This is a genomic window from Raoultibacter massiliensis, assembly GCF_900199545.1.
Lineage (GTDB): Bacteria > Actinomycetota > Coriobacteriia > Coriobacteriales > Eggerthellaceae > Raoultibacter > Raoultibacter massiliensis.
In genome coordinates this window covers 763,648-776,490 of record NZ_LT962670.1, presented here as the reverse complement: position 1 = coordinate 776,490, position 12,843 = coordinate 763,648, and the positions used below count along the sequence as shown (strand labels likewise).

General features: G+C 56.6%; 7 protein-coding genes. 2 read left to right on the top strand and 5 right to left on the bottom strand.

Annotated elements, in window-relative coordinates; translation table 11 throughout:
* Window positions 1–414: 414 nt before the first annotated feature.
* Window positions 415–1,638, bottom strand: a complete 1,224-nt coding sequence (rpsA, locus tag C1719_RS03190; RefSeq protein WP_102373764.1) for a 30S ribosomal protein S1 — start codon at window positions 1,636–1,638, stop codon at window positions 415–417.
* A gap of 288 nt (window positions 1,639–1,926) precedes the next feature.
* Window positions 1,927–3,354, bottom strand: a complete 1,428-nt coding sequence (locus C1719_RS03185) for a response regulator transcription factor (protein WP_146007832.1) — start codon at window positions 3,352–3,354, stop codon at window positions 1,927–1,929.
* A gap of 239 nt (window positions 3,355–3,593) precedes the next feature.
* Between C1719_RS03185 and C1719_RS03180 the strand changes: the two genes are divergently transcribed.
* On the top strand, window positions 3,594–5,819 hold the full coding sequence (locus C1719_RS03180; RefSeq protein ID WP_180963439.1) for an FAD-binding protein: 2,226 nt from the start codon (window positions 3,594–3,596) through the stop codon (window positions 5,817–5,819).
* 378 nt (window positions 5,820–6,197) lie between these two features.
* Window positions 6,198–9,092 carry an EAL domain-containing protein gene (locus C1719_RS03175; RefSeq protein WP_102373761.1) on the top strand — a complete coding sequence of 965 codons (2,895 nt, stop codon included), beginning with the start codon at window positions 6,198–6,200 and terminating at the stop codon, window positions 9,090–9,092.
* A gap of 19 nt (window positions 9,093–9,111) precedes the next feature.
* On the opposite strand, the gene C1719_RS03170 is transcribed toward C1719_RS03175, so the two are convergent.
* From C1719_RS03170 to C1719_RS03160, 3 genes are all read right to left on the bottom strand, one after another.
* Entirely contained in the window at window positions 9,112–10,476 is a 1,365-nt protein-coding gene (locus tag C1719_RS03170) for a GGDEF domain-containing protein (RefSeq protein ID WP_102373760.1), read from the bottom strand.
* A 114-nt stretch (window positions 10,477–10,590) separates the two neighbouring features.
* Entirely contained in the window at window positions 10,591–11,010 is a 420-nt protein-coding gene (locus C1719_RS03165; protein WP_102373759.1) for a Fur family transcriptional regulator, read from the bottom strand.
* Window positions 11,011–11,257: 247 nt separating this feature from the next.
* Window positions 11,258–12,739, bottom strand: a complete 1,482-nt coding sequence (locus C1719_RS03160) for an ABC1 kinase family protein (protein ID WP_245874302.1) — start codon at window positions 12,737–12,739, stop codon at window positions 11,258–11,260.
* Window positions 12,740–12,843: the final 104 nt, after the last annotated feature.

The window sequence follows — 12,843 nt, the reverse complement described above, 5'->3', positions numbered from 1 at the left end:
GCGCAAATCACAAGCATTTCCCCAGGTGTTGGAGCACAAAGTGGCCGTTCAAGGCCAGAAAAAAGCGGGCGAACGCAACACATCGAGAAAAAGTGTGCATGGTGCTATGTTCCCATTTTTGATTCCGCCCGACAGAGGGCGCCCCCGAAACACCCAGCGTTGCCGCGCAACACCGCAACACCGCAACGCCGTCAAACGTCACAGCGCGCCAACCCATGAAATGCACCACGATGAAACGTGCCTTTCGAACAACGTCGGAAAGACACGCTGAGGCCGTCGCAGGAGGGTTGAGATAGAGAAGCCTAGCCTCGTGTTCGCGGAGCCAGGCCCGATTATGCCTCTCGACAATGTCCTGCTCATATGAAAAAGGGACGCCCTCTCGGACGTCCCTTGCTGCGTTTATGCTATCGCACGCTATTCGGCTGCGGGAGCCTCGGCCTCGGCGTCGGCCTTCGGAGCCTCTTCGGTCTTCTCGGCCTTCTTCTTGGCAGGCTTCTCCTCGACGACAACGCTTTCGTCGACCTCGATCTCGAAACCGAGCTCTTCGGCGGCGGCCTTCATGGACAGGGAGATGCGGCGACGCTCGGGGTTGATCTCCATGACCTTGACCTTCACTTCGTCACCGGCATGCACGACCTGAGCCGGCGAGTCGATGTGCTTCAGCGACATCTCGGAAATGTGCACGAGACCCTCGACGTTTTCACCCAGCTCGACGAATGCGCCGAACGGAACGATCTTGGTAACCTTGCCATCGACGATGGTGCCCAGCGGATAAGCCTCGACGAGTTTGATCCACGGATCCTCGGTGGTCTGCTTGAGGCCGAGCGAGATGCGCTCGCGCTGCAGATCGACATCGAGAACCTCAACCTCCACCTCATCGCCAACCTTGACGACTTCGGAAGGATGGTTGACATGGTTCCAAGAGAGCTCGGAGATGTGAACCAGGCCGTCGATGCCGCCAAGATCGACGAATGCGCCGAAGTCGACGATCGAGGAAACGGTACCCTTGAGGCGCATGCCCTTGCTGAGCTTCTCGAGAATCTCGGCGCGCTCGTTCTTGCGGCCCTCTTCGAGGAGCACGCGGCGAGACAGAACAACGTTGTTGCGGTTGCGGTCCATCTCGATGACGCGAGCTTCGATTTCGGTGCCGAGGTACATGTCGAGATCCTTCACACGGCGAAGGTCGACCAAAGACGCAGGCAGGAAGCCACGCAGGCCGATATCGAGGATGAGGCCGCCCTTGACGACTTCGATAACCTCGCCGGTAACAACTTCGCCAGCCTTGAACTTATCTTCGACCTGAATCCAAGCACGCTCGTACTCGGCACGCTTCTTCGAGAGGATGAGACGGCCGTCCTTGTCTTCCTTCTGGAGAACAAGAGCTTCGATCTCATCGCCCAAGTTAACGATATCGGCAGGATCGGCATCCTTGCGGATGGACAGCTCGCGAGAGGGAATGACGCCCTCGCTCTTGAAGCCGATGTCCACGAGCACTTCGTCATGCTCGATCTTAACGACCGTGCCACCGACCAGATCGCCCTCGTCGAACTCGGTCAGAGTTCCGTCGATCATCTGGTTCATCTGCTCATCGGAGATGTCATCGAACTCGATAACGGACGTGTTCTTGATTTCGGTCAAAACGGACCCCTTTCAAAACAAAAATCGGGGACCCTTCGTCATGATTGCTTGCTACATTCACCATGTTCGCTTATGCAATGAAGCCTGGCTTATCACCGTGCTACAAACATGTCTCGGGGGCCTACAGTTTTCACGCTTACACCGCTCTTCGATATAAGCTGAATTAGTATAGCACAGGGGTTTTCGCCCGATGCTCAGATTCGCTCCTCCGATGCGGTATTTCACAAATCGCGCGGAAGCACTCGCATCCGACTGGCCTTCAACGCACCCGATAGCGATTTCGCTCGATTATGCGGAAGCTTCTATTTCACGGCACTTTTCCTCAACGAGGTCGATAAGAGCTTGCTTGGTGTGAACATCGAGCTTGCGGTAAATGCTTCTCGTGTGGGTTCGAGCCGTGGAATTGGATATGAACAATTGCCCCTCTATAAACGAAAGCGATCTTCCGCGAGCCAGCAATTGAAACACTTCCGACTCGCGTTTCGAGAGCCCGTACTCATCGGCTAAGATAAGACAGCTCTGCTCGACAGACCTCTCCGATAGAAGGGATCTCCTCTCGGTATTCTCGACTTTGATGGGATCGAGGAACAGCGTAAAGTCCTTTTCGGTCAGCACATTGGCAGACAGTATTACAACGAGGCCGGTCATAAGCATGCACGCAACCGTTGTCGCCTCCCCCGGGATCCACGTCTGGTGGAGAAGCCAGCTACCGAGCAACACGCCGAAAAAGGCGGCTGCACGAAAAACGATCTTCCCCCACCCGAAGATATCGAGAACGCGATCCCCTACCGATACCCTAACATTGGGGTTCATGAGCCAAATCAGCTCTTCGAAAATAGGGTAGCACAGCATAACCGCACCAAGCGCCACCCATCTCAGATCAAGCGGCAGAACCATAAGGGATATGAATCCGAGCAGCATGAGCGTCATGACCGTACGGTAGAGCCGGGCGATGGCTCGGCGCTTGCCACTCGCAGCAACGATAGCGGCCATGATGAGAGCGAAAACCGCGAACGACACCATAACCATGCTATGGGAGGCACCGAAAACCGCAAGGTTTCCCTGGGCAAAAAACGCCCTGATCAAGCTATATGCAATGGGAATCACGAGAAAGGCGGCTACAAGCTTCCATCGCGATGGGAGAATCGTGATGTCGGATGGAACAACGATTCTGCGCGGTTCGTCTTTGCTGAGCAGAAGCACCCCGGCTGAAAACAACGGAAGGACCGGCACGATAAATGCCAAGACAAAGGGAGGCAGCGATACGAGCAGGAGGTACAGGACGCAGGAGAACAAGCTCGAAACGACAAGGTGCCAGCTCATCCGTTCGGTATCTGCGACCGACCAAAACTTTCCCCACCAAAGGCTCAAGACCACCGATCCCGCGTCGGCTAGAACTATGCCGAGAACACGCGCCGCATCACCGCCGGGCGCCCAGATCATCAAGAGCGTTCCGGCTCCCCCCACAAGACACGCTCCGATAAGCACGAAGCTGTTTTCCAGCAAGCTCCTCAACGCGTTCGCAACCACGACAGCCAGCGCACTGGCAAACAGAAAGCCCGAAAGCATCATGCCGACCACGGAGGGATCCGCCTCGTACATGCCCTCGGGAACCATCAGCGCAGGACTCAAGGCAATCAGATAAACCCATGTTTGAAAGTATCCGAAGCCCAGAAGCCGCCAGGGCTTGCTCATCTGCTTTCCAAGGAAATCCACTACCGCCCCCACATTGAAAACCCATCCCTTGGGCACATGCTACTACAAGGTCCCCTCAAACACAGACGAAATCTGTCCGATTCGAAAAACCACACCTTTCTGCCGATACGCCATCTGCCATTCGCATCTTTTTGCCGAAGAGAAAAACAGGCGCTTCGGCCATGCTCGGTTCATGCCATCGAAATCATCGAAGAGATGGCGGATCACCACTCGGAGTTCAACGAATCGAAAGGATTGTCATGGACAACAAACCCAAGGGAGTTATCAATCGGCGCGACGCCCTTAAGCTGGGGGCGGTCACCGCGCTGGGCGCAGTGGGCGCCGCAGCGCTCGGCGGCTGTGCGGCAAAAGACCAAGCGGACGCCTCTTCGAACTCAGAGATAACTATGGCGCCGGGGGCTTACGTCGGGAAGGCCCTTGGACATAAAGGGCTTTTCGAGCTTCCCGTCACCGTAACGGTAAGCGAAAACGCCATCCTCGATATCGAAATTCCCGAAAACCGGTTCGAACACGGAGAAACAACGCCCATCCTTCACAGCGTGCGCGATAACATGATTCCCCGAATACTAGCCAGCCAATCTCTTGACGTCGACTCCATCACCGGGGCGACCAGCTCAAGCATGACGGTAAAAAACGCCGTCGAAGATGCCTTGAAACAGGCGCTCGTTGCGGGGGGATCGGACGAAAAAGACGTTTCCGCATTTCATAAATCGGTTGACAAACCAGAAGAGGGCACCACCGAGGAAGTCGATGTCGATGTGCTGATTGTCGGTTTAAGCATCGGCGGCTGCTTCGCGCTCAAGGCGGCAACGGAAAAAATGCAGGAGCTGAATGGCAACAAGCGGGTAAGCCTGATGGCAATCGATCGCGCCGGCAAAATCGGAGGCCGCTCGTGCCTGACGCACATGGTCCAATCCGTCAATCCCCAATGGCCCGTAGACCATCTGAACAATGGCGAGCGATTCATTGATCCTGACGACTACTACAACCTTTGGATGGAATGGATTACGGGAGAGGACGGCACCCCCCTTGCCGATCCGGAAGTCATCCGCATGTTCATCGACAATTCGGGAGACACCCTCGACTGGCAAATAGGAAACGGGTGGCGTATAAGCAGCGCCGACCCCGAAGGATGCCAAGATGGACCGGTCTCCTTTCATACCAACCCCGCCCCCATGCATGATCCCGGCACATTCGAAGATCGCCGCGTCATCGTCGACGGCTACCTCAAGAGCTTCGTTGCAGGTGCGGTCGCCCAAGGAGCCCGAGTTGAGCTCGAAACGGAAGGGTACGAGTTCATTTACGATGAGGCGACAAGCACCGTCAAGGGCGTCAAAGCGCGGAACACCGCAACGGGAAAACAATACGTCATCAACGCCGGTGCCGTAGTCATGGGAACAGGCGGCTTTGGGGCCAACGGCGAAATGCTCACGAACCTGCTCAGCGAACCCTACAATGGACCCTACCCGTTCCTCGGAGTGGGAACCGACACGGGGCTCATGGTGCAAGCGGCCATCGACATCGGCGCCGGAACCCGCAACATCGGCATGTCCCCCATCGTCATGCATATCGGCCTTCCCCATTTCCTCACGAAATACCCGATCAACGTCAACAAGGAAGCGCTGAACAATTTCACCGGACGATACGAGACGTGGACCATCAACGACGCTCCCCTCGGATTGGGCCTTAGCGGCAACCAGCTTGCCATCGGGCCAGACGGCAAGCGCTTCGCCAACGAGAACACCCTCATGCAGCTTTTCTCCACGGGTGTTCACGTATCCTCATGGCCCTCATTCAAATGCGGCCACTACTTCTATTCGATCTGGTCGAAGAAAATGCTCGACGAAGTGGCGGAGCAGGGGCTGAACAAAGTATCGCGATGGGAGGTGTACCAATGTCAGGGCGGCGTTCCCCGAGAGATGCCCGTTCCCGAGATATTCGAATGCCTCGACGCGTGCATCGACGAAGGCATGGCCTGGAAGTCCGATACAATCGAAGACCTGGCCTCGCAAATCGGCCTCGATCCAAGCACGGTACGAAGCACCGTCGATGCATACAACGGCTTCTGCAATGACGGATCCGATGAAGAGTACGGCAAAGAGGCCGAACTGCTCGACCCTCTCGTCGAAGGCCCCTTTTATGCGATCAAGCTGAATAACGTCATTTTCGCAACCTGCGGAGGCCTCACCGTCGACTCCGAAATCAGAGTATGCAAAACCGACGACAAGACTCCCATAAACGGTCTTTACGCATTCGGGTGCGACTCGCTCGGCAATCTGCTCAACCCGAATCAAAACTATACCGTCTTCCCCGCGATCGCCGCCGGATGGAATCAGACGGGAGGCCGCATGGCCGCATTGAATGCCGTTGATTACGTTTCGAACGCCTACGGATTATCGGAGGTGAGCTTCCAATCGTTGCCCGAAGGCATGGAGCTGTCCGACCCCGACAAGCCGATTTGGTAAAGAGGTCCAGAACACAGTCCGCCTAAACCCCCGACACTGCGCCGTATTGCGCCGCCCGCTGCCGCGCAATACGGCGCAACGGACAGCGCAACGGGAAATTCATCGAGTCTTCCCGTTGCATCAACGCGTGAGCCGCCCATACGGTACTCGCCCCCAAACCGCTTCGTCTCGGCAGATGCCCATCGAAATCCGCAAACGCCGTAGTATGATCAATCTACTTATATTATTATAGACGGCGCAGCCTTTTGCTGCACACGTGGCAAAAAGCGACACGCGTTAGAGCGAGAACAAAGCGAGATCACCATCATCCAGACAACGGCACCTATCGCACGGTCCGCCCGACGCCTCCTCGAGGCCATCGTTTTTGCCGCCTGCATCATGCTGGGAGCGTGCGCCACCCCGGCCTTGGCCGAAGAGCAGAACGCCGCCGGCTCGCAAGCCGAAAGAACCGTCACCGTCGCCTACTACGAAGACGGCGACTACATGAAGCGCGATGCAAACGGAACGTACTCGGGATTCAACGTCGACTACCTCGATCAGATCACCGCGTACACGGATTGGGCGTACAGGTTCGTCGAATATGCAACATGGGAAGAGGCGTACGCCGCCGTAGCCTCAGGCGAAGTCGACATCCTTCCGTCGGTCTACCATTCCGAAGAACGCGAGCGAGATTTCCTGTTCTCGAAGGCATCGGTTTGCAGCATCTACACAACCATCAGCACCCGAACCGACGATTCGCGCTTCGCCTACGACGATTTCGATGCGTTCCAGGGGATGAAAGCCGGCGTTATCGAGGGAGGCCTCGATGCCGAAGCGTTCGCTGCGTATTGCGAAAAGCACGGTCTCGCCGTCGAAACGATACCATACGGAGAAACCACCAACCTGATCGACGACCTGCGAAACGGAACCCTCGACGCCATAGCGATAACCTACCTGGGAGGCAACACGGAGTTCAAAACCGTAGCCCAATTCTCCCCCGAGCCCCTCTACATCACCGTCGCGAAAAACAAACCCGAGCTCAAGGAAGACATCGACGACGCCATCGACAGCCTGTCCATTCGCAACCCCGACTTCTTCACCGATCTCTACAAAACGTATTTCAGCATCAACACGAACCAAGACCCCGTCTTCACGCGCGAGGAATACGATTACATGGAAAGCGCGCCGACCCTTCGCGTCGTATACGACTCGTTCAGAACCCCGCTTTCCTACACCGATCCGGCAACGGGCGAGTTCGCCGGCGTTGCTGCGCTGCTGTTCGAAGACATCACCCGCATCACAGGGTTGCAGTTCGAGTTCATCCCAACGGACGATCATGCAGGCGGGATCTCCATGGTCGAAGCGGGCGAAGCGGACATCGTGTACGCCGTCGACCATTCGATCGAGCTTTCGCCCGACGGCTTGATTCGGGCAACGGGATCGTATCTGAGAGACCCCATGGCACAGGTGGTCGGCAGCAACCCCACCGGCTCCCGCGTCGCCCTGCCCGAAGGGTTCTCGCTTGCAGCGGTCATGGCGGAAGACGCCAAAGGCAACGAGGTGGCGTATTACGACACGCCAAAGGATTGCTTCGATGCGATACTCGACGGAAAGGCCGATATCGCCTATGCCGACATCCATGTGGCCGACTACCTCCTTTCCGAACCGCAGTACGAATCCCTCAGCCTGCTCGCCCTGACCGACTACACCAACAACATGGCGATCGGCGTGTCCTCGTCCGCCGACCCCCTCCTCGCAAGCATCCTCGATCGGTGCGTGCAGTTCACCTCCGATTCGACGATAACTCGGTGGATCACCGAAACGGCGCTCGCCTCGCACCCCGCCACGGTCACCGATATTCTGCGCCAATACCCCTTGCAGATCGTCGGCGGACTGATTGCCCTGCTGCTCTGCGTTATCGCCGTCTTCGCCTATATCTACCGCAGCAAGGTGCGCAACGCCGCGCGCATCACGCACCTCGTCTACACCGACGCGCTCACCGAAGGATGGAACCTCAATCGTTTCCAGGTGGAAGCAGCCAAAGCCATCAACGAGGATGCGACGCGCGATCACGCGATGCTGTTCTTCGACATCAGCCGTTTCAAGAGCTTCAATGCGGCGTTCGGCTACGCTGAGGGAGACCGCCTTCTGCTCGCCTTGAGCAAGCTGCTCGATTCTTTCTGTCGCGACAAAGAATGCCATGCCCGGATCAGCGCCGATCAGTTCGTCGCCCTCCTTCGGTGGAACGGAATGGAGGATTTCAAACAAAGGTTCTCCCAGTTCGACGACAACCTGAACGATCTCGACATCCTCAAAAAGAGGAGTTACCGCGTGCTTTTGTTCGGCGGCGTCGCGCTGCTCGAAGCGGGAACGAAAGGTGCCGACGACTCCATTTCGGACCTTATCGACCAGGCCCGCTATGCGCGCGAAAGCATAGGGGATTCGTCCCACAGCATAACAGCCTGCTACACGGACAGTATGAGGGAAAACGACATAGCGCAGAGAGCTTTGCAAATCGAGGCGGTCGAAGCTCTCGCAAACGGCGAGTTTGTCGCATACTACCAGCCGAAAGTCGCCATAGAAACAGGAGAGATCGTCGGCCTTGAAGCGCTCGTTCGATGGATCGCGCCCAAACGGGGCATGCGCAGTCCGGCAGATTTCGTCAGCCTGTTCGAACGCAACGGATTCATCACCGAAATCGATTTCGAGATGTTCGATCAGGCTTGCGCCTTCATCCGAGCACGCATTGACGAAAATCGCACGATCGTCCCCATCGCCTGCAACTTCTCCCGTCTCCACCTGCTCGACGATCGGTTCCCAAACACGCTCAAGACCATCGTCGACGCCCATCGGGTGCCCGTCGACATGCTCGAACTCGAACTGACCGAGAGCATCGTCATGGAAGACCTGTCAAGAGCCGAAGCCATGTGCCAGCGCCTGAGCGATCTCGGGTTTCGCATTGCCATCGACGATTTCGGAAGCGGATACTCGTCACTCGGAGCCCTGCAGAACCTGCCGGTCGACATCCTGAAGATCGATCAATCTTTCCTGCTCTCGTCGTCCAGCAACGGCTCGCGTAGCAAAACGATCCTCGAAGGCATCATCGACATCGCCGAGAGACTCGGCACGGAAATCGTGGTCGAAGGCATCGAAACCCTAGAACACGCCCAGGTCATCGAAGCGATGGATCCCCGCAGCATCGCCCAAGGATACCTGTATTCTCGACCCGTCCCGCAAAGCACCGTGAGCGAGTTGCTCGATCACGGCTCGATCGAACCGCAACCCGAGACGTAAAGCGAATGCGAAAGACGGCCTACTCGGCCGTTCTGTACATGTTGCGATGGCGGCTCAATTCGGGGGCTTCGCTGTAGAACATGCGCTTGTCTTGATACATGCGCCCATCAGCCAGCTTGACCGCCTCGTCGATCGTGCAGGCCTCCACGGCATAGTGCGTGCCGATAGCCGAGGGGCACGCCCGTGCGCTCAGCTTTCGCGATGCCTCCTCGACGCGCCTCTCAAACGTATCCTTATCCTTATCGAGCGATAGAACGAGGAACTCGTCGCCGCCCAGCCGGTAAACGCTGGAACGTTTGAACGTTTGAGTGAGGATATCGGCCGCTTCCACCAAGGAGCGATCTCCTACGGCATGGCCTTCCCTATCATTGACGTCTTTCAATCCGTTCAAATCGATGTACATGACGCCGAACCGATCGCGGGGACCCTCATCGTCGATCTGCTGTATATCCTCGATGAATCGGTTTCGGTTCCACACGCCCGTAAGCGAATCCTCGAAGCTCATGCGGCGCAGCTTCTCCCGAATCTTGCCCTGCTCGACCTCCATCGAAAGAAACATCCCCACCGTCTTGAAAAACGAAGCGCTCAGATCGAGGCGTTCGATTTCAGGGTTATCGACGCCGATATAGCCGCACAGATCGTCGCCGTCGAAAATGGGAGCGACCACGAGACAGGAGATGCCCTGCGGCTTGAGGATGCCGTATTCGGCGGGCGAAACGCTACGAAGGCCTTCGATGTCTTCGATTATCACGCAGTCGCGACGCTCGAAATGCGGAAGCCATCGCTCGATGCATTCGATAGGGACGTCCTGCAGCTCGTCGATTTCCGATTCGACGCCCTCTGCACACCACTCGGTAGTGTTTTTCATGCGCCCGTTCTCGTAAACCTCGATGATGTAAACGCGATCGGCCTTGAAGAACCGGCCCATCCTCTCGAACGCAGGCATGAGATCGCCCTCGAACCCATCGGAGCGGCGAAACCCCATGATGCAATCGACCAACAGCGTCTCGAGGCCCAGCTGGTTTTCCAGAACGGCCTTTTGCCGCACGTCATCGGTTACGTCGAACGCAACCTCGAAACGCGCAGGACGCCCATCCCAATCGATGAGCTTATCCTTCAACGCATAATGCTTTCCGAACTGGGCGTTATAGCGAGACCAGGAGAAGAAGCCATCCGCCGTCAGCTTGTCGTTGTTGCAGAAATCGCACGGGGCATCGAACCCCTGCAGGGCATCGTAGCACTTGCGCCCCCGCCAAGAGCCTTCGATCATGCAGGAGGTCGACTCGTTCACATAGAGGAGATCGTGTGTTTCTATATCGCTTACATAGACGAGTTCCGATAGCGCATCGAAAATATCAAACGGATTGGGCATATAACCTCGCATAGAACCCCCCCCCAGCAGCCTCCCGCTGGAAGAAGTCCCTCTAACAGTTATATATTAGTGTATAGCATATCTTTAACTATTGTATAAAGATTTATGCGAAGCTCTTCCGTTTTCCTATTTCTTTTGACAATCAGGGCAAACGCCATCGAACATGATCTGATGGCCTTCGATTTTGAAACCGTGGGAATCGATGACGTCCTCGGTCAAATCAGACCGATACGGCATATCCACATCGAATATCATTCCGCATTGCCTGCACCGTGCATGGTAATGGGGCTCGTTGAAGAAATCGTAGCGATCGGCTCCGCCGGCCACCTCAACGCGCAGCACTTCGCCCTTATCGGCAAGCACTCCGAGGTTGCGATAGACCGTCGCCCGCGAAATGTTCGGATGCTTCGCACGCACCGCCTCGTACACATCGGCTGACGTCGGGTGCTCGTGAAGGGATTGAACCGCTTCGAGGACGAGAGCCCGTTGAATGGTGTTGCGCGTAACCGGCTTGCGCTCCTCAACCTGATTGGTAACCGTAGCCATAACAGCTTCTTTCTCTCAAAATCCGCCGGCCGGTTCCCGATGCAAACGCTCGCTGTTGTTTTCGACCGCGCGGAATCAAATTAGACATGCATCCTATTAGGATTCTATATCGTTAAGATAACACGTGGAGCAACGCAACGCAAGTGCGCGCAGAAGCGCATCGCGAGCGGCTGCATACAGGATGACCCGATCTGGCTGATCCGCAGATCAGAGAGCTATGCAAGGCTTCGCCCCCGATTGCTGCGGTTCACTTTCTCCGCGCAATGTCGAAAACGACCCACAGGGAAAGGATGGCAGCACCCAGATAGCCGAAGAAAGCCAGCACGGGAACCCCGAGCAAACGCGGCTCCATGGTCGAAAGAGAAAGCATGCTCGATCCGATGAACAATCCGGCGATGATGAGAGCGATCGTCAGGCGGTTGACTATCTTCGAAATGCGCGTGAGCGGCGCTTCCGACCCCAGCACCTCCATGTTCATCTTCAGCTGTCCGCGCGTGAGCATCTTCAGAGCGTCGCCGGAATACGCGGCTGCATCGAGCGAGCCGCTCGCAGACGACCGCAAAGACCGCGCAAGGTCCTGAAACGCCGCTATCAGCTCGTCGCGTTCGCTTTTGCTGTGGCGGATATGGTCGTTTATGATGGCGACGATGTTGAGATTGGGAATGAACGGCCCCACCGTGCCCTCGATCGTAACGATTCCCCGCGATACGCTCGTGATCGACGAGGGCAGCGTTACTTTGCACTGCCGCGTCAGAGCAAGGATATCGTTGAGGAATGCACCTATGTCGATCTCCGCGACGTCGCACGAGCCGTAATCGGCAAGGAGCAGGTCGAGATCGGCGAGAAAGCGCGTATGGTCGATGACCGCGTTGTCCTTGGAGATGGCGAATCGCATGAGGGCATCCTTCAACTCGGATGCGTCCAACTTGCCCACAGCCTCGATGATATCGCCGAACCCTGCACGATCGCGCGCGGAAAGCTTGCCCATATTGCCAAGATCGATGTAAACGATCTTGCCTGCGCGTATCAACACGTTGCCAGGATGCGGATCGGCGTGAAAGAACCCATGGTCGAGTATCTGCGTTGCGTAGTTGTCGAGCATCTTGCTGCCGATCTCCTTGAGATCGTAGTCCTGCTCGATCAGCTTATCGGCGCTGTAGATGGGAATGCCGTCGATGTACTCCATTACGAGAACGTATTCGCTGCATAGTTCGGGGTACACCTTCGGGCAGTCGATGAACGCCACGTCTTTGTTGAGGCTTGCAAACTCCGAAAGATTTTCCGCTTCCCGCCGAAAGTCGGTTTCCTCGAGAAACGTCGCCCACAGCTCTTCGACCACGTCGCGCAAATCGAGCATCTGCTCGTCCTTCATGAAGCGCGAAGCCTGACGGGCGAACATGCGCATGATGTCTATATCGAGCGCCATCGTTTCCTTGACGCCGGGACGCTGGATCTTCACGGCCACGATATCGCCCGTTTCGAGAACGGCCCGATGGACTTGTGCAAGCGATGCGCTGCCAAGCGGCGTTGGATCGATCGTAACGAATATCTCCTCACGCCGGCTTCCGAACTGCGCGTCAAGCGCCGCGAGCATCTCGTCGAACGGCAACGGCTCGCATGCCATCTGCAGCTTTTCGAGCTCGTCGCAAAAGGCCTTCGGCAGTATCTCCGAACGCGTTGAAAGCGTTTGGCCTATCTTCACGAAACTCGGACCAAGATCTTCGAGCATGGCGCGGAATTCTTCAGGCGAAAAACCACGCAAAAATTTATGCTTCCGAAGGATGCTCGAAATTTCCCGAAGCCTTCTTGCCCTCGTCTTGCGATTCAGGTGGA

Coding starts and splice junctions, on each gene's coding strand:
- C1719_RS03180 (WP_180963439.1), top strand. CDS start 3,594: ATGGACAACAAACCCAAGGGAGTTATCAATCGGCGCGACGCCCTTAAG.
- C1719_RS03175 (WP_102373761.1), top strand. CDS start 6,198: ATGCTGGGAGCGTGCGCCACCCCGGCCTTGGCCGAAGAGCAGAACGCC.
- C1719_RS03165 (WP_102373759.1), bottom strand. CDS start 11,010: ATGGCTACGGTTACCAATCAGGTTGAGGAGCGCAAGCCGGTTACGCGC.
- C1719_RS03170 (WP_102373760.1), bottom strand. CDS start 10,476: ATGCGAGGTTATATGCCCAATCCGTTTGATATTTTCGATGCGCTATCG.
- C1719_RS03160 (WP_245874302.1), bottom strand. CDS start 12,739: ATGCTCGAAGATCTTGGTCCGAGTTTCGTGAAGATAGGCCAAACGCTT.